The sequence below is a fragment of the Streptomyces sp. NPDC058291 genome, from assembly GCF_042880855.1.
Taxonomy (GTDB): Bacteria; Actinomycetota; Actinomycetes; order Streptomycetales; family Streptomycetaceae; genus Streptomyces.
In genome coordinates this window covers 12,225-29,700 of sequence record NZ_JBHVYK010000044.1, presented here as the reverse complement: position 1 = coordinate 29,700, position 17,476 = coordinate 12,225, and the positions used below count along the sequence as shown (strand labels likewise).

Here is a 17,476-nt window from a genome sequence, read left to right as displayed (position 1 = left end):
GGGACAGCGTTCGCGCTTCCCCACCCGCGCTTCCTCGCGAGTCCGCGGCGGACGATCCTTTCCGCGCACCGCGCACAGGGTTGACATCCGGCTCGGCGGGGATCGAGCATCCCGCCTGCAAGCTGCCGTTTGAATCGATTCAACACAGGTACTCCGCGTCGGGGCCAGAGGGAAGCGAGCTCTGCGAGATTCGCGTCCGGTGACCCGCCGGCTGCACGGCGGACGCACGACATGCGGCAGGCGCCGCCCGACGGTCGTGGGCGACGCCTGCCGTGGTCGGGCTGTGGGTCACTCGACCTTGGCCCAGTCGAGGGTGCGCTCCACCGCCTTCTTCCAGCCCGCGTATCCTTCCTCGCGCTGGTCCTCGGACCACTGGGGCTCCCAGCGCTTCGACTCCTGCCAGTGGGTGCGCAGTTCGTCGGTGTCCCGCCAGAAGCCGGTGGCCAGGCCCGCCGCGTAGGCGGCGCCCAGCGCGGTGGTCTCGGCCACCACCGGGCGGCTGACCGGCACGCCCAGGACGTCGGCCTGGATCTGCATGCACAGGTCGTTGGCGGTGACGCCGCCGTCGACCTTGAGCACGTCGAGGTGGACTCCGGAGTCCTGCTCCATGGCCTCGACGACGTCGCGGCTCTGGTAACAGATGGACTCCAGGGTCGCCCGGGCCAGGTGACCGCTGTCGTTGTACCGGGCCAGGCCGACGATCGCGCCGCGGGCGTCGGAGCGCCAGTACGGTGCGAACAGGCCCGAGAAGGCGGGCACGAAGTACATCCCGCCGTTGTCCTCGACGGTGCGCGCGAGCGTCTCGCTCTCCGCGGCATCGTTGATGATCTTCATCTGGTCGCGCAGCCACTGCACCGCGGACCCGGTGACGGCGATGGAGCCCTCCAGGGCGTAGATCGCCGGGCTGTCGCCGAACTGGTACGCCACGGTGGTGAGCAGACCGTGCTGTGAACGCACCAGCTCCGTACCGGTGTTGAGGACGAGGAAGTTGCCCGTGCCGTAGGTGTTCTTCGCCTCGCCCGGCGCGTAGCAGACCTGTCCCACCGTGGCTGCCTGCTGGTCGCCGAGCACCCCGGTGATGGGGATGGCGGCGCGCAGGGGCCGGGAGGTGCGGGTCACGCCGAACGCCTCGCCGTGGGACGACGGGTTGATGGTGGGGAGCATCTGCCGGGGGATGTCGAAGAAGCCCAGCAGTTCGTCGTCCCAGTCGAGGGTCTCCAGGTCCATCAGCATGGTGCGACTGGCGTTGGTCACGTCGGTGGCGTGGACGCCGCCGTCGGGGCCGCCGGTCAGGTTCCACAGGACCCAGGCGTCCGTGTTGCCGAAGAGGGCGTGGCCCTGTTCGGCCGCCTCGCGGACGCCGTCGACGTTCTCCAGGATCCACTGGATCTTGCCGCCGGAGAAGTAGGTCGCCGGCGGCAGTCCCGCCTTGCGGCGGATGACGTCGCCCTTGCCCGAGCGCTCCAGCGCCGCGGCGATGGAGTCGGTGCGGGTGTCCTGCCAGACGATGGCGTTGTAGTAGGGACGTCCGTTGCGCGGATCCCACACCACGGTGGTCTCGCGCTGGTTGGTGATGCCGATCGCGGCCAGGTCCTCGGGGGCGAGGTTGCCGTGGCGCAGCGCGTTCTGCATCACCGAGTTGGTGCGTTCCCAGATCTCCACCGGGTCGTGTTCGACCCACCCCGACCGCGGAAGGATCTGGGCGTGCTCCAGCTGGTGCTTCGCCACCTCGTTGCCGGCGTGGTCGAAGATCATGAATCGGGTGCTGGTGGTGCCTTGGTCCACCGCGCCCACGAAGTCAGCCATGGGTTGCCGCCTCTGCTGTGGGGGTCATTCCTCGGGGGACGGAACGCGGCCGGGAGGCTCCGGCTCCGCCGTCGGCAGGAATCGGCCGACGAAGAGCTTGTACAGGAACGCGCCGAGCAGGCCGCCGATCAGCGGACCGACGATGGGCACCCAGAAGTAGAGGTTCCCGTACTGATCTCGCCATGCTGTGCCGTAGCCCGTGATGAAGCTGGCCAGTCGGGGCCCGAAGTCACGTGCCGGGTTGATCGCGTATCCCGCGTTGGTGCCCCACGCCATGCCGATGGCCACGACGATCAGACCGACGATGAACGGGGCCAGGTTGGCGCCCGGTGGCGTGTTCAGCAGGTCCGTGACGGCCAGGATCAGCAGGAGCAGGATGGCGGTGCCGATGATCTGGTCGCGGAACGCGCCCCACTCGTGGACCGGCAGGTTGGGATTGCCGTTGGCGGGGAGCGTGGAGAACACGCCCTGCGTCTTGATGGTGTGTCCGGGGTCGGCCTTGGCCAGTGCCTCGGTGTAGTTCCACCGCACGATGAGGGCCGCCACGAAGGCGCCGGCGGTCTGGGCCAGCGCGTAGGGCGCGACCTTGCTCCAGGGGAAGCCCTTGAACGCGGCCAGGGCCACCGTGACCGCCGGATTGAGGTGGGCGCCGCTCAGTCGCGCGGCGACGTAGACGCCCAGGGTGACGCCGAGGCCCCAGGCCCAGGCGATGCTGTCGTGGTTTCCGAGTCCTCCCGGTGGCGTCGTGAGCGCTCCGCCGGCGACCACCTGGGCCACCACGCCACAGCCGAAGAGGATGAGAATCATGGTGCCGGCGAACTCGGCCGACAGTTCGCCGACCAAACCGGACCTTTTAAGTCGCTCAGCCATGGAAGCCCGCTTCCCGCCGACCAGGAGTCGGCACGTTCGACTGCTCGAGGTCTCCCGTACAACAGCATAGGGCGATCATGGACAAAGCGCACAAATCAGAGGATCTACGATCCGACGGCACCGCTCACAGCGTGAGCAGCCGGACGAGCAGCGCCAGCGACGTCCCCCCGGTGAGCAGGGAGCCCACGATGGCGAACACCCGGTAGACCGTCGTCACGTCCCACCCCTCGATCTCGAACCGGCTGGGGTCGGCCGAGTCGTAGCGGACCACCACGGGAGCGCCCACGGCGAAACGGCCGGCCACGGAGTCGCGGCCGAACCGGGAGGCCTGCCGGCACGCCACGCCGTCCCCCGTCGTCCAGGCCGCGACGGGGTGGTAGTACCTGCCCCCCTCCGAGTCCCGCCGGAGATCGTGACGCACGATCCATCCCTGCGCGGTGACACCGGTGCGCCGCAGGGCCTCGGCGCGGCGCAGGCCGTACACGCCGGCGCAGAGGAAGGACACCCCGATCACGAGCGGGATGAGCGAGAAAAGCCATTCACGTTCCATGTGGGGTGCGACGCCTGAACAGGGACGACGGTTGCGCGCGGGGCCGGCGTGACCCCAAGGCGGCCCAGAACGCGCAGGGGTGGCGAAGACGCGCCGTGCGGGTGGGGACGACGCGGTCCGGGACCAGGGACAGCGGCGCCCGGCGTGACCAGGGCGGCGTCTACGGGCCGTCGGGGTCGCCGGTGCGGGCGAAGCGGGTCCAGTAGTCGATCGTCGTGTCGGCCAGCCGGCGCTGGGCCGCGGTCAGGTCGCGCGGACGGCCGCCCAGGCCGAACAGGTAGGGCAGTTGGCAGGCCTGGCCGTTCGCCTTCGGCTGCCGGGCCCGTTCGCCGCGAGTCGCGGGCGGCCGAGTGACCTCAGTGCCGGACGCGGACGACGAGCTTGCCGGTGGCGCGGTCGTGCTGCATGTCGTCGTGAGCCTGCGGGACCTGTTCCAGACCGTCGTAGACGCGATCCACGGGGAAGGCCAGCCGACCGGCCGCGACGGCGTCGACGATCTCCTGGAACGCCTCGCGGGGCAGGTCCGACGCGTCGCCGAAGTAGCCGGCCAGCCGCACGCCCCGGGGCAGGTACTCGTTCGGGGAGAAGTCGCGGACCGTCCACTGGTTGGAGAGGCTGCCGGCGAAGCACGCCGTGCCGTGCACGCGCACGGCGCGCAGGGTGTCGGGCAGGGTCGGCGTGCCGACGAGATCGAGCGCGGCGTCGACACCGTCCGGGTACAGTGCGCGCACGGCGGGCGCGACCTCTCCCGTGTCGAGGAGGGGGTGGTCGACGCCGTGCTCCTTCAGCAGCGCGAGGCGGTCGTCCCGCCGGGTGGTGGACAGCACCGTGGCGCCGCGCCATCCGGCCAGCGCCGCGGCGGCCAGTCCCACCGAGGATGTGCCGCCCCGGATCAGCACGGACTGACCGGGCCTCAGATCCAGACCGACGGTGAGCGAGCCGTAGGCGGTCTGCACCATCTCCGGCAGCGCGCCCAGCACCTCCCAGGGCAGATCGGTGTCGACGGGGATGACCTGGGACAACGGCACCGACGTGTACTCGGCGTAACCGCCGTCGTAGGTACGCCCCATGTCGCCCATCATCGCGACGACCTTCTGTCCGGGAGTCAGCCCGCTGCCGGCCGGGGCCGCGTCGACGATGCCGGCAGCCTCGATTCCGGGCACGCGCGGAAAGGTGACGCCCACGCTCAGACCGAGCCGCAGTTTCAGCTCCGAGCGGTTGAGGCCGAACGCCTCGACACGGATGCGCACCCAGCCGTCCCTCTCGGGCGGGAGCGGGAGCGTGGTCGGCCGCAGGTCGTCCACAGGGCCGGGGGCGGAGAGTCGGACGGCGCGCATCGTGGTCGGCGAGGACGTCATGAGCCTGCCTGCTTCCCGGGGAGAGGAGAAGGGGTCGGCGGTCGTCAACACGCGGACGCCCCGGACGCATTCCCGACTCGCCCCGGACGTAAGCCTGTTGGCTACCAAATGGGCGGTGTCGGCGGGGTCGGGTCCGGCGAACGCCCGCCGGCGGAGCAGGTCGGTCACCTCGTCCACCGCCTGGCCTACCGCCCCGGCCGCGGCGAGCGCCGCGCGCGTGGTGGGGCTTCCTCCCGGCGAGCTGACCGTGGGACGGGAGGCGATCCGGGCGCTGTGGGAGAAGGTGCTGGCCGACCGTCCCCGCTTCGAGCCGGAACCAACGCTGCCGACGCTGATCAGCGACGGCATCGCCCTCCCCTCGACCCCGCCCCAGGACGGATCCGGCGCCCGGGCGCAGGTCGTGCGACGCCAGCCCGACGGAAGCTGGCTGCGGCTGCTCGACCAGCCCGAGTTCGTCCGCCCCGGCCGCTGACCGCCTCGGCTCCCCGGGAGCGATCCTCCGCGCCACGGCGGGCAGCTGCCCGGGGCCGCCGTGTTCCGTACCCTTGCGGCATGCGCATGCGCCCCACCTTGAGCTGGACCCCCACCGCGGACCCGCTGCCGGGCACCAGCGATCTGCGGCAGGTCACCGACGCGCTGACCGAGGGCGGCGTGCTGGTGCTCAGCGGGGCCGGTCTCTCCACGGAATCGGGCATCCCCGACTACCGAGGCGCGGGCGGCAGCCTGAGCCGGCACACCCCGATGACCTACCAGGACTTCACCGCCGGCGCGCAGGCCCGGCGCCGGTACTGGGCGCGCAGCCACCTCGGCTGGCGCACCTTCGGCCGGGCCCGCCCCAACGCCGGGCATCGGGCCGTGGCCGCGTTCGAGCGGCACGGCCTGCTGTCGGGCGTCGTCACCCAGAACGTCGACGGCCTGCACCAGGCCGCCGGCAGCCGGGACGTCGTGGAACTGCACGGAAACCTGGCTCGGGTCGTCTGCCTGTCCTGCGGTGCGGCCGGCTCACGACACGAACTCGCCGTGCGGCTGGAGCAGGCGAACGCGGGCTTCGACCCGGTGGCCGCGGGGATGAACCCGGACGGCGACGCCGACCTCACCGACGAACAGGTCCGGGACTTCGTCGTGGTGCCCTGCGCGGTCTGCGGCGGCATCCTGAAACCGGATGTGGTCTTCTTCGGCGAAACCGTCCCGCCGCCGCGCGTGGAGCACTGCCGCACGCTGGTCGACCGGGCGACCTCCCTGCTGGTCCTCGGCTCCTCGCTGACGGTGATGTCAGGGCTCCGGTTCGTCCGCCAGGCGGCCCGGGCCGGGAAACCGGTCCTGATCGTCAACCGGGATCCGACCCGTGGCGACCAGCACGCCCTCACCCGGGTCGCGCTTCCGCTGGGAGCGGCCCTCGTCGCCGTCGCCGACCGCCTGGACGTCCCGCTCGACGGGCAGCCCCAGCCGTTGTGACACATCGACACATGCCCGAAGTCGACAGCCCCCGAGGACGGGGGCGTCCGGGGCCGACGGGACGGCGAACGCCGCGGCGCCGCTTCAGCGGGACGGTGCTACCAGTCCCGCCTCGTAGGCGACGATGACGAGGTGGACCCGGTCCCGGGCGCCCAGTTTGGTGAGCAGCCGCGAGACGTGCGACTTGGCGGTGGCCACCGTGATGAAGAGGTCCTGCGCGATCTCGGTGTTCGACCGGCCGCGCCCGACCAGCGTCAGCACTTCCCGTTCCCGCTCGGTGATGCCCTCGACCGGCCGCCAGGAGCGTTGCGGCGCGGCCGTGGGACGCGCGACGAAGTCGGCGATCAGCCGGCGGGTCACGCCCGGCGCGATCAACGCGTCGCCGGCGGCGACCACGCGGATCGCCGCGAGGATGTCGTCCAGCGCCATGTCCTTGACGACGAAGCCGCTGGCGCCGGCCCGGAGCGCGCCGTGGACGTGTTCGTCCTCGTCGAAGGTGGTCAGGACGAGGACGCGGGCGGCCTCCGGGCCGCCATGGGTGATCAGGCGGGTGGCCTCGATCCCGTCCATGCCGGGCATCCGGATGTCCATCACCACGACGTCGGGGCTGAGGTCCCGCACGAGTCGTACCGCTTCGGCGCCGGTGGCGGCCTCGCCGACGACCTCCAGGTCACTGTGCTCGGCCATGAGCACGCGCAGACCGGACCGGACCAACGGCTGGTCGTCGGCGAGAACCACCCGGACGGTCATCGGGCTGCCACCCGAACTCCGGCGGGCGCCGGCAACGGCAGACGCGCGGCCACCCGGAAGCCGCCCTCGGGGCGCGGCCCGGTGCTGAGCTCGCCGCCCAACAGGGCGACCCGCTCCCGCATCCCGACGAGGCCGAAGCCCTGGGCCGTCCCGTGCGCGCTCGCGCCCCGCCCGTCGTCGACGACCTCAACGGACAGGTCCCCGCTCCCGTAGTCGATGGCCACCCGGATCCGCTCGGCGCCCGCGTGGCGCACCACGTTGGTCAGCGCTTCCTGCACGATGCGGTAGGCGGACAGGTCGATGTCGGCCGGAACGGCACGCCGGTCACCGCTGCGTCGCACGTCGACCCGTACGCCCGCGCCCACGGTCGCCGCCGCCAGCCGGTCGACGTCCGCGAGGCCCGGCGAGGGCGCGAGGCCCGGCTGCTCCGGCGCCGTCGCCGTGCGGTCGGCCTGCCGGAGTGAGACCAGCGTGCGCCGAAGACCCGAGAGCGTCTCTCTGCTGGTCGTCTCGATGGCCCGCAGGGCCTCGCGCGCCTCCGCGGGCCGCGTGTCGATGACCCGGCTGCCCACCCCGGCCTGGATGGCGACGACGCCGATGCTGTGCGCGACCATGTCGTGCAACTCCCGGGCGATCCGCAGCCGTTCGGCCGTCACGGCCTCGGCCACCTCCTGCGTGCGCAGTGCGACCGCGTGCTCGCGACGCTCACGGCTCAGCAGACCCGCCATGCAGGCCGCGGCCAGCGCGAGGAACGCGATCACCCCGTTGACGGCCACCTCGTCCCCGTGCGTGAAGCCGCCGACCACCAGGAGCTGCACGACGCCGGCCACGGCCACGGCACGGCTCCAGGCCCGTCGCACGCAGGTGGCGACGATGACAGCCAGCACGAGGTCGACCGCCAGATACGCCACGAACTGCCCCTGGTACGACGCCGTCTCCTGCCGCACAGAGCTCGGCGGGCCGACCACCACGGCCGTGGACCCGAACAGCGTCAGCCCCAGAGTCAGCAGCGGACTGCGTCGCACCACAGCGGCGAGCATGCTCGCGGCCAGCAGCGCCCCCACGCCGTGGACGAGGCCGGACGCGCGTGGAGCGGCCCCCACCAGCAGGGCGACCATGACGAGATAGCAGACGGCTCCCGCCCACGCCGCAGCCTTGGTCGTCGTCATCGGCGGCCTTCCCCGCCCGGAACGGCACTGAGGTGCGGGAGGCGCGCAGGGGATGAGGCGGTCTTCGTCTCCAGGTTCACGCCGCGAGACTAACGGGCCGTCCCGGGCCACGGCATCAGCCCGCGGACGTACGCCCACGGGCCGATCCCGGCCCGTTGATTGCCGCCCCCGGCCCCATGCCCGCGGACGGCCCCTGTCGGCACTGTGGACGCCGTGATCGAAGTCAGCGAACTCACCAAGCGCTACGGCGGCAAGACGGCCGTCGACCAGTTGTCCTTCACCGTGCGACCGGGCCGGGTCACGGGGTTCCTCGGCCCCAACGGAGCGGGCAAGTCCACCACTTTGCGGATGATCCTGGGGCTGGACGCGCCCACCTCGGGCACCGCCGCCGTCAGCGGCGTGCCGTTCCGGAGTCACCCGCGCGGACTGCGGCACGTCGGCGCGCTCCTCGACGCGGGCCAGGTGCACGGCGGACGCAGCGCCGAGGCGCACCTGGCCGCACTGGCTCGCAGCAACGGCATTCCGCGGCGCCGGGTCGGCGAGGTTCTGGGTGAGGTGGGGCTGTCCGAGGCGGCCGGCCGCCGCGTCGGCGGTTTCTCCCTCGGCATGAGACAGCGGCTGGGCATCGCCGCCGCGCTGCTCGGCGACCCGCCCGTGCTCCTGTTCGACGAGCCGATCAACGGCATGGATCCGGAGGGGGTGCTCTGGGTACGCCGACTCTTCCGGCGCCTGGCCGCCGAGGGGCGCACGGTCTTCCTGTCCAGCCACCTGATGTCGGAGATGGAGAACACCGCCGACCAGCTGGTCGTCATCGGCAGGGCCCGCCTCGTCGCCGCCGAGCCGCTCCGGGACTTCGCGGCCCGCGGCACCCGTCACGGCGTCGTGGTCGGCACCCCGCAGGCCGCCGAGCTGGCGGCCCTGCTGATCGCGGCCGGCGCCTCGGTCGAGAGGGAAGGGCCCCTCGGCGCGGAGGGGCGCACGGGGAGGCTCACCGTGACCGGGCTCCCGGCGGACCGGATCGGAGCGATCGCCTGCGACCACCGTGTCCGGCTCGTCGAACTGACGCCCCAAGGGGCCTCGTTGGAGGAGGCCTTCATGCAACTCACCGCCGGCAGCGTCGAATACCCGACAGGACAGTCCCGATGACCACCGTCGCCGCTTCCCCCGCCCGCTTTCGCGACCTGCTCGTCTCCGAGTGGATCAAGACGCGGTCCCTGCGCTCCACCCCGTGGACGATCGCCCTCACCGTCGTCTTCGTCGTCGGGTCCGCCGCCGTCGCCACGCTGACGGACGGCGCCGCGGTCTCCGGCCCCGCCGACTTCCCGCCCTTCGACGCCTACCCGGCGGCCGGCTACTGGACGCTGATGCTCGTCGCGGCGAGCATGGGCGCCCTCACCGTCGTGGGCGAGTACAGCAGCGGACTGATCCGCACCACCACCGTGGCCGTTCCGGCCCGCGGCTCGGTCGTGCTGGCCAAGGCGGCCGTCACCGGCGCGGTGTGGACCGCGGTCGGCACGGTCGTCTCCACCGGCTCCTTCTACGTGTCGCAGGCCGTCCTGGACGAGCGTCACGGCGGCGTCGCGATCACCCGTCCCGGGGTGTTGCGGGCGCTGACGGCGTCCGCGCTGCTGGCCCCGGTCTGCGCCCTGGTCGGCCTGGGCCTCGGGGTGCTGCTCCGGCACGCCGCCGGGACCTTGGTGACCGGCGTCTTCGTCCTGCTGATGCTGCCCACCATGTTCTCCGACGGCAACCGCTGGTCGGCGGATGTCAAGCACGCGCTGGTGTCGGCGGCGTGGAACCGCCTGGTGCAGACCTGGGACCCGGAACCGGCGTCCCTGGGCTACACCGCGACGGTCCCCGGCTCCTGGACCGTGTTCGCGCTGTGGCCTCTGGTCACGGTGTCGGTCGCGGTGTTCGTCGTGGAGCGCCGTGACGTGTGAGGGCGCGTCCCCGAGAGCCGTGCGGGGACGGTTCACTCCCCGGTGAGCGGGAAGCTGAGGACTCCTCGGTCGTGGCCCACGATCACCTGCGGGCCCACGGCCGCCAGGCAGGTGAGCGCCGCGTCCAGAGCGATGTTCCGCACCGCCCCGGTTTCCGGTTCCCATACCCGCAGGGTGCGTCCTCGTCGGCTGCCGACGACCAGAGCGGTGCGCCCGTCGTGCAGCGTGGCGGCCGCCATCGCCGGAAGGCCGGCGGTGCCCGTCGAGGGGGCGAGGCCGTCGCCGACCGGGGCGCCGGTCGCCGGGTCCCACAGCATGACTCGGCCGCGGTCGTCGGCGGTGGCCAGCAGCGGCCGGTCGGGCGTCGGCGCCGTCGCCACCGCTGCCACCCGGTGGTCGGCGTCGTGGAGCGCCTGCCGGCTCAACTGCACGGCGGCGCCGCGCTCCCAGGGGTCGTCGACGGCCGGGTCCCACACCTCGACGCCGCCTCGGACGTCGGCGGCGGCGATCACCGTACGGCCGGCCGCGACCGGGACGGCGGCCATCGAACGGATCGCCCGGCCATAGGGGTTGAGGCGCCCGACGGGCTCACCGGTACCGGGATCCCTGAGCCGGACCGCGCCCCGGGACGTGGCGGTGACCAGCAGGGTCCGGCCGTCGGGGACGGTCACGACGCACATCCCGCTCACGCCGTCGGACCGGTCGCCGACCGGTTGGCGGGCGGGCGGGCCGGCCACCGGTCGCCCGGTCGTCAGCTCAACGGTCACCGGCTGAACGGCCAACGGCTGTGCGCCGACCGGATCCCACAGGACGATCGTCCCGGCGTCGCCTCCGGTCGCCAGCAGGACGACGCCGTCGGGCAGGGGCAGGGCCGTCATGGAGGAGACACGGTCAGGATGTCCCGGCAGCGGGGCGTGGACGAGTCGGCCGTCGGCCGGATCCCACAAGCACACCACGCCCTTGTCCCCGGCGCCGGCCACGAGCGTCGGCCGGCCGGGCGCGGCCACGATCGTCAGCGCGTCGATGCCGCCGATCGAGGCCGGATCGGCGCCGGCGAACACCGAGATGCGGCCCCACGGTGTTCCGTCGGCCGCGAGCAGGGCGTCCCCCTCCTGCCGGAGCCGGGTCGCCGCTTCGCCCGCCCGGCGGTCCGACGCCGTCGGCTCGGGCAGGACAGCCGGTCCGTCGTCGGCCGTCCACGCCGGCGTGCCAGGGCTCTGGGGCCGCGCGCCTCCCGGGTTCTCCGCCAGGCCGTCGGCGATCGTCCATGTCTGCTCGCAGTTCCAGCAGCGGAAACAGCCGGCCAGCAGCATCAGCCGGCGGCCCCGCTCCCCGTCGGCCGACGGCGGGACGGCCTTGGCCGCGACCAGGCCGGCGACCAGGCACAGGACGGCCTGCCCCGGGGTTTCCCGGGGTACGCCGGCGGCCGCGACGTCGTGCGCCACCCGGAGGAACGGCTCCCACCCCTGTCCCAGCGCCTCCTTCGGTGTCTCCTCCCGCAGGGCCGCGGCGACCCCTGCCCAGGGGTGCTCGGTCCGCCCGGCGGGGGCGGGAGCGGGCGGCTCCGGAGCAGGGAAGGGCGGACGCGCCAGGTCCACGAAGAACTCGCTGATCTCGGTGTCGACGTCGCACGCACGGCACATGAGCCGGAGGTCGCCGTCCTGGGGCCCGAGCGGCCACAGAGCCGTGCCGGTGTGGTGACCGGCGAACGCGACGCAGCTCAGTGCCAGCAAGGTGCAGACCTCAGCGGGCACGCCGGCGAGCAGGCTGCGCACAGCCGCCTGCTCGGCGAGCCGGAGTGCGGCGGCGAACCCCGCCTCCAGGTCGGACGGGACGCGGTGCCTGTCCTCCGCGGTCACGATGAAGCCCAGGTCCACCCAGAAGGCGACGGACTGCTCCGGAGGCAGTTGCGCCGCCGCTTCGACGAGATGGGGCAGCGCCGCATAGGCTCCGTCGTAGACGGTCCCGTCGTCCAGCAGGTCTTCGGCCAGGCTCGCCCAGCTCCGCCGCCACGCATCGCCGCTCCCGCCGGCGGCCGCGGAGGCCATCTCCGCCAGCAGTGCCTTCACCTCGTCGGCCCTCACGCCGTCGAGGTCTCGCCAACGGGGGCTGTGCAGGGGCAGCTTCGCAGTCATGGAGCGAGTCTCGCAGGCGGCGCCGACAGCCGGGTGCCGCCTGCGGATCAGAGGACCGAGCGCAGGCCCAGGGTCGTGTGCAGCATCAGCCGGGGCAGCCTCTCGTCCGTGCGGTGCGGCTGGTCGAGAACGGCGAGCAGCCGGCGCTGCAGGTCTTCCCCGGGCTCACCGAGCAGGATGCCGCTGATCATCCACTCCAGCATGACGCCGTTCTCCTGGTCGATCGCATAGGCGGCTCGCGGACTGAGGCTCCGCCGCTCGTCGGCCGCGACCACCGCCGAGCCGATCCGCCAGCCGCCGTCGACGGGTTCGAACGTCGCCTCGTAGAAGATGTGCCCCGTCCAGCTCCTGCGGACGAACGCCGTCCGCCCGTCGACCACGATGTCCCACTTGTCGTCCATGTCCCGCGCCGCGAACCCCTGTTGGATGCGCGACCACTCCTCGTGCGTCCACGTGCGGGTGGGCAGCAGCGGGACGGGCACGGGGTCGACGATGTGGATCATGCGGGGAACGGAATCCCTCGGCGGCGGTTCCTCGGACGCTGACATGCGGGCAAGCGTACGAGCGAGCGCCACCGCCCGACCAGGGACGCCTCCGCGAGCGGACGCGCAGTCTTCCGGCGGGGCCGACGGGCGCGAACCACGGTGCGACGCCTCCGTCACGAGGCGCCGGAGCTCCCGGCGCACAACGCGTGGTCGACCAGGACGCCGGCTGCGTTCTCCTGGCCCAGGATGTGTTCCGCAGTGTCGCCGCGGGCCTCGGACATGGAGACGACGACGCTTCGCCGACCGTCTTCGGTGACGCCGTTGAGAGTGATGTAGCCACCGTCCCCGCCCTCGTGGCTCCAGTAGGTTCCGCCGCAGCTCAGAGGGCGTTCCACCAGGCCGAGCCCGTAGCGGCCGCCGGGCCAGAGCCGTTGGACCTCCGCGTTCACGGGGACGGTCCGCTTCATCTCGGCCAGCTGTCGCGCCGGCAGCAGACCGCCCGCGAGCAGCGCGCGCAGGAAGCGGTTCTCGTCCCGGGTGGTCGTGGCGAACGCGGTCTCGTGGTCCACCGGTATCTGGTCGGTGACGTCCACCGCCCGGTGGGGGCCGAAGAGTTGGTAGGCCCTGGCGTGCGGCCGCGGCAGGGCGGGAGAGACGCCGGTCCAGCGGGTCCGGTCGAGGCCGAGCGGGCGCAGGATACGGTCCTCGATCTCCTGGTGGACGGGACGGCCGGTCGCCTTCCGGACGATGGAGCCGAGCAGGACGTAGCCCGTGTTGGCGTACGACCAGCCCTGACCGGGCGGGAAGTCCGGCCGGTGCGCCATCGCGCGGGCGATCAACTGCTCAGGGGCGTGGACGTCGTGGCGCTGCCGGTCATACTCCTCGGGGGTGGTGTAGCCGGGCAGATCGTCGTGGATTCCGCTGGTGTGCTGAAGGAGCTGGCGGACGGTGATGTGGCGGCCGTCGTTGCCGTTGCCCCGCACCACCCCCGGCAGCCAGTGGTCGACCGTGTCGTCCAGCGACAGCGCGCCCTCGGCCTCCACCTGCAGGACCACGGTGGCCAGCAGCGTCTTGGCGGTGCTGGCCATACGGAAGTAGCCGTCCGAAGGGACCGGCCGGCCGGTGCGCAGGTCCGCTGTGCCGCTGGTGGCCACGGACTGCCGGCCGTCGGGCGCGACCGCGCGGGCCTGCACGCCGCTGACCCCGAGCGCGTGGATCGCCTCGGTGTCGCGGCGTAACTGCTCCCCGGCCGCGGGAGGGGCCGGGCGGGCGACGGCGCCGGTCGCCCCGGCAGCGAGCAGTGTGGCGACGCCCAGGGCGAGGTGCTTGCGCAGAGTCGGAACCATGGCTGAACGCTAGTCAGGCCCCCACCGGCGCGCGATCCGGTGCGCCCCAGGGCCGAGGTGGGGGTGTCCCCACCCCTCGCGGCCCTCCGGCGGCGGGCGCACCCCGGCGCGGGGCCCAGGCTTCCAGGGCCCGGCATTTCAGAGCCCGTCGGCGTCGCTCACCGTCTCGGGCTCGTCGGACTCCGCCTCCGAGAGCGTGGCCGGACGTCTCACCGCGAGGTTGTGGACCTCGTACGACATCTCCTTGACGTGGGGGGCCGGCGGCGGGTGGTAGCGGCCCGCCGACACCGACAGGTTGACGATGAGGTAGGCGTGCCAGGACCGTCCGACGCCCTGGCGGTCGGCGAACACCTGGCTGCCGTTCACCCACCAGACCACCGACCGCGAGCCGAACCGGACCCGCAGATCGATCCATCCACCCGGGCGGACGGAGGGGTCGCGGTAGTACGAGTTGCCGCCGCGGACGTGGTTGGTCAGTTCCAGCAGGTCGGGATTGTCGGGGTGGTACTCGAAGACGTCGACCTCCTGACCGCCGTCCCGCCAGGTCCAGATGGCGGGCCAGGCCCCGGCCTCGTGGGGCAGTCTGACCCGTGCCTCCAGCACGTCCCCGGTGCGGACGGTGAAGGCCTCCTCACTCCCCTCCGTGGTGAGCAGGCCCGTGTCCCACCGGCCGTCCTTGCGCAGGGTGGCGCGGAAGACCCCCGAGCGGCTGTAGGCGGGGTCCGCCGTCAGGTGATCCAGTTTGTTGTCGCCGGGGTTGACCGGTCCGCCGTTCGGATACGCCCACGAACGCCCCGCCACCCATTGGCGGGTGGACGCGAAGTCCGCGGTGAAGACGATGGGGGGACCGGATCCGTTCCCCTCTGCCGACGGTGTTCCGTCGAATGCGGCATTCTGCATGCGCGGATGCTGCTCCGCATATGACCTCGACATGCGGATGCCGGGGAATCGAGGGCAAGGACAACTCGGACGAGTGAACGCGGCTCGACAGATCCCCGCTGTCCGTCCACCGAAGCGACGTGGGGCACGGCGGCCGGTCGCGAACGCGTTGAGCGCCATGGCCGGGCGATTTCCTGCCGGACGGCGTGGACGCATGCGCCGGCCGCCCGGCGATCCCGCGGCCGTCGAAGGCTCAGCCGGGGACTGCCGTCACCGGGCGTACCGGGGACTCCACTGGGCCGCCTCGACCGCCGCGCGCAGTTCTTCCCGCGTGGCCTCGGGGGCGACGCCCTCCTCCACCGCGGCCAGCGCGGCGGCCACCGCGATCTCCCGGGCGGCGTCCCGCAGCTGCCCCAGCGGCGGCAGCAGCGGCGCCGGGGCGCGGCTGTCGTCGGGTGCGGACCGGGCCGCGCAGTCGCCGACCGCACGGGCGGCGGCCACCATCATCCGGTCGGTCACCCGGGTGGCGCCGGACGCGGTGACGGCCAGGCCGATGGCCGGGAACACGTACACGTTGTTCGCCTGCGCGACCGGCGTCTCGACGCCGTCGACCGTCACCGGCGGGAACGGGGAGCCGGTGGCGATCAGCGCCTTGCCGTCCGTCCAGCGCATCAGGTCGGCGGGGTCGGCCTCGGCGTGCGAGGTCGGGTTGGACAGCGGGAAGACGACCGGCCGGTCACAGGAGGCCGCCATCCGCCGCACGATCTCCTCCGTGAAGGCGCCGTGCGCGGTGGACAGGCCGATCAGCACGGTCGGCTCGACCCGGTCCACCACCTCGGCCAGGCCGTACGCCTCCTGTTCGTCGTCGCGGGCGTAGACCCGCTGTTCGTCGGTCAGCCCGGGACGGGAGCCGGTCAGCAGCCCGTCGACGTCCACGAACCAGAAGCGGGAGGCGGCCTCCTCCTCCGGCACGCCGTCGTCGACCAGCGCGACGCGGATCATGTCGGCCACGCCGACCGCTGCCGAGCCCGCGCCGAGGATCACGATCCGCTGGTCGGCGAGTCGGGTCCCCGCCACCCGCGTCGCCGTGGTGAGCGCGCCGAGCGCGACGGCGGCGGTGCCCTGGATGTCGTCGTTGAAGGTCAGCAGCCGGTCCTGGTAGCGGCTGAGGATCCGCCGGGCGTGGGCCGTGGCGAAGTCCTCCCACTGCAGCAGGGTCCCCGGCAGCTCGGCTTCGACGGCCGCGACCAGCGCCTCGACCAGCTCGTCGTACTCGGCCCCCGTCACCCGGCGCTCGCGGCGGCCCAGGTAGTGGGGGTTGTTCAGCAGTTCCTCGTTGTCCGTGCCGGCGTCGAGCAGGATGGGCAGCGTACGGGCGGGATGGATGCCGCCGATCGCCGTGTAGAGGCTGAGCTTGCCGATCGGGATGCCCATGCCGCCCACCCCCTGGTCGCCCAGCCCCAGGATGCGCTGGCCGTCGGTGACGACGATGACGTCCACCTCGTCGTGCGGGCGGTTGCGCAGGAGGTCGCGGAAGCGGTGGCGGTCCTCGTACGACAGGAACAGCCCGCGTGGACGGCGGTAGATCTCGCTGAAGCGCCGGCACGCCTCGCCGACCGTCGGGGTGTAGACGACCGGCAGCATCTCCTCCAGGTGGCGTGTGACCAGCCGGTGGAACAGCACCTCGTTGGTGTCCTGGAGCTGACGCAGGTAGATGTGCCGGTTCAGCGGCTTGTCGTAGCCGAGGAAGGCCGCATAGGCACGATCGGCCTGGTCGTCCAGTGTCTCCATGGCGGGCGGCAGCAGCCCGTCGAGGCCGAACTCGGCCCGCTCCGCCGCGCTGAACGCGGTCCCCTTGTTCCGCAGCGGGTCGTACAGGAGGGCGGCGCCCTGGCGGGAATCGTTCACTGTCATGCCTTCTCCCCTGCCCCGCATGTCCTCACCCGCACGCCAAACCATGGGCAAGGCGTCGGCAAGGAATGGTCACGCGGGCGGCAGCGGAGCATTCACAGCGCGGCGAAGAGGTCGTCCAGCGGGGCGGGGACCCGGCCAGGGGCGAGGGCTTCGACCAGGACGCGTCCGTAACGGATCTTGCGCCCCTTCTTGGTGCCGAGGAAGCGCCGCAACTGCTGGTGCCGGGGCCGGCCGTGCTGGGCCGGCTGCCGGACGAACGTCCGCCAGGCGCGCAGTTCGTCCTCCGCCTCGACGATCTCCTCGACCCGCGCGGGGCCCAGCGCACGGATGAGCTCGTCCTCCAGGTCCGCCGTGCACACGTGGACCGCGGATCGGGGCGTCCGGGCCCGGTCCAGGCCCCGGTCGAAGAAGGGCTTCTCTCGCTCGTCGCACAGACCGACCAGGCGCAGGCCGAGGCCGGCCGGACCCAGCAGCGTCGCGTGGCGGCCGACGCTCATCGCCCCGCCCATCGGCAGCACGCACACCCCCTCGGCCGCCAGGTCCCGGCCCCGCACCGCGGCCAGCGCCTCGACGGCCGCGAGGTCGCTCAGCCCCTCCACCAGGACGGCCGTGTGCACCCCCAGCAGTCCGGCCAGCTCCGCCGCCGGCCCACTGGAGCCGCCCCCCGCCCAGCCCGCGACCTCGTCCCGGAACGTGCGCATGTCGACCATGCCGGGAAGTCTGCTACGCCCACCGACGGCGCCGCACGCCATATTCGACGGCCGACCCCGGCTTTCCGCATCGCCCACCGCCCCGATCGCCCGACCGCATGCCGCCCCT

Annotated in this window: 16 protein-coding genes; 4 read left to right on the top strand and 12 right to left on the bottom strand. The window is 72.9% G+C overall.

What is annotated here, in order from left to right:
* Positions 1-288: 288 nt before the first annotated feature.
* From glpK to ACFVYK_RS22155, 4 genes are all read right to left on the bottom strand, one after another.
* Entirely contained in the window at positions 289-1,806 is a 1,518-nt protein-coding gene (gene glpK / locus ACFVYK_RS22170) for a glycerol kinase GlpK (RefSeq protein ID WP_389776591.1), read from the bottom strand.
* Positions 1,807-1,830: 24 nt separating this feature from the next.
* A complete protein-coding gene (locus ACFVYK_RS22165) occupies positions 1,831-2,676 on the bottom strand; it encodes an MIP/aquaporin family protein (RefSeq protein ID WP_389776588.1) in 846 nt (281 codons plus the stop codon).
* A 124-nt stretch (positions 2,677-2,800) separates the two neighbouring features.
* Positions 2,801-3,226, bottom strand: a complete 426-nt coding sequence (locus ACFVYK_RS22160) for a DUF3592 domain-containing protein (protein WP_389776585.1) — start codon at positions 3,224-3,226, stop codon at positions 2,801-2,803.
* A gap of 356 nt (positions 3,227-3,582) precedes the next feature.
* Positions 3,583-4,584, bottom strand: a complete 1,002-nt coding sequence (locus ACFVYK_RS22155) for a zinc-binding dehydrogenase (protein ID WP_389776582.1) — start codon at positions 4,582-4,584, stop codon at positions 3,583-3,585.
* Between the two features lie 115 nt (positions 4,585-4,699).
* Between ACFVYK_RS22155 and ACFVYK_RS22150 the strand changes: the two genes are divergently transcribed.
* Both ACFVYK_RS22150 and ACFVYK_RS22145 read left to right on the top strand, forming a co-directional pair.
* Entirely contained in the window at positions 4,700-5,056 is a 357-nt protein-coding gene (locus ACFVYK_RS22150) for a YybH family protein (RefSeq protein ID WP_389776671.1), read from the top strand.
* Positions 5,057-5,136: 80 nt separating this feature from the next.
* Positions 5,137-6,039, top strand: a complete 903-nt coding sequence (locus ACFVYK_RS22145) for an NAD-dependent protein deacetylase (protein WP_389776580.1) — start codon at positions 5,137-5,139, stop codon at positions 6,037-6,039.
* An 84-nt stretch (positions 6,040-6,123) separates the two neighbouring features.
* Here the strand turns inward: ACFVYK_RS22145 and ACFVYK_RS22140 are convergent, their stop codons facing one another.
* Both ACFVYK_RS22140 and ACFVYK_RS22135 read right to left on the bottom strand, forming a co-directional pair.
* Positions 6,124-6,789, bottom strand: a complete 666-nt coding sequence (locus tag ACFVYK_RS22140; protein WP_389776577.1) for a response regulator — start codon at positions 6,787-6,789, stop codon at positions 6,124-6,126.
* The gene (locus tag ACFVYK_RS22135) at positions 6,786-7,958 is read right to left on the bottom strand and encodes a sensor histidine kinase (RefSeq protein ID WP_389776574.1); all 1,173 of its coding nucleotides are present in this window, start codon (positions 7,956-7,958) and stop codon (positions 6,786-6,788) included. Before ACFVYK_RS22135 ends, ACFVYK_RS22140 begins: the two co-directional genes overlap by 4 nt.
* A 213-nt stretch (positions 7,959-8,171) precedes the next feature.
* Between ACFVYK_RS22135 and ACFVYK_RS22130 the strand changes: the two genes are divergently transcribed.
* Complete coding sequence (locus ACFVYK_RS22130; RefSeq protein ID WP_389776571.1) at positions 8,172-9,104, top strand: ABC transporter ATP-binding protein; 933 nt, start codon at positions 8,172-8,174, stop codon at positions 9,102-9,104.
* Positions 9,101-9,898, top strand: a complete 798-nt coding sequence (locus ACFVYK_RS22125) for an ABC transporter permease (protein WP_389776568.1) — start codon at positions 9,101-9,103, stop codon at positions 9,896-9,898. The genes ACFVYK_RS22130 and ACFVYK_RS22125 overlap by 4 nt, the downstream gene beginning before the upstream one ends.
* A 32-nt stretch (positions 9,899-9,930) precedes the next feature.
* On the opposite strand, the gene ACFVYK_RS22120 is transcribed toward ACFVYK_RS22125, so the two are convergent.
* The 6 genes from ACFVYK_RS22120 to ACFVYK_RS22095 all read right to left on the bottom strand — a co-directional run bounded on the left by ACFVYK_RS22120 (position 9,931) and on the right by ACFVYK_RS22095 (position 17,367).
* Positions 9,931-12,033: a WD40 repeat domain-containing protein gene (locus tag ACFVYK_RS22120; RefSeq protein ID WP_389776566.1), complete on the bottom strand. Its 2,103-nt coding sequence runs from the start codon at positions 12,031-12,033 to the stop codon at positions 9,931-9,933.
* A 47-nt stretch (positions 12,034-12,080) separates the two neighbouring features.
* A complete protein-coding gene (locus ACFVYK_RS22115; RefSeq protein ID WP_389776563.1) occupies positions 12,081-12,581 on the bottom strand; it encodes a hypothetical protein in 501 nt (166 codons plus the stop codon).
* Between the two features lie 110 nt (positions 12,582-12,691).
* Complete coding sequence (locus tag ACFVYK_RS22110) at positions 12,692-13,864, bottom strand: serine hydrolase domain-containing protein (protein WP_389776560.1); 1,173 nt, start codon at positions 13,862-13,864, stop codon at positions 12,692-12,694.
* A 138-nt stretch (positions 13,865-14,002) separates the two neighbouring features.
* Positions 14,003-14,764, bottom strand: coding sequence for a beta-glucanase (locus tag ACFVYK_RS22105; protein WP_389776557.1), 762 nt, complete (start codon positions 14,762-14,764; stop codon positions 14,003-14,005).
* Between the two features lie 249 nt (positions 14,765-15,013).
* Positions 15,014-16,657: an NAD-dependent malic enzyme gene (locus ACFVYK_RS22100; RefSeq protein WP_389776554.1), complete on the bottom strand. Its 1,644-nt coding sequence runs from the start codon at positions 16,655-16,657 to the stop codon at positions 15,014-15,016.
* Positions 16,658-16,749: 92 nt separating this feature from the next.
* Entirely contained in the window at positions 16,750-17,367 is a 618-nt protein-coding gene (locus tag ACFVYK_RS22095; protein WP_389776551.1) for a TOPRIM nucleotidyl transferase/hydrolase domain-containing protein, read from the bottom strand.
* Positions 17,368-17,476 lie beyond the last annotated feature (109 nt).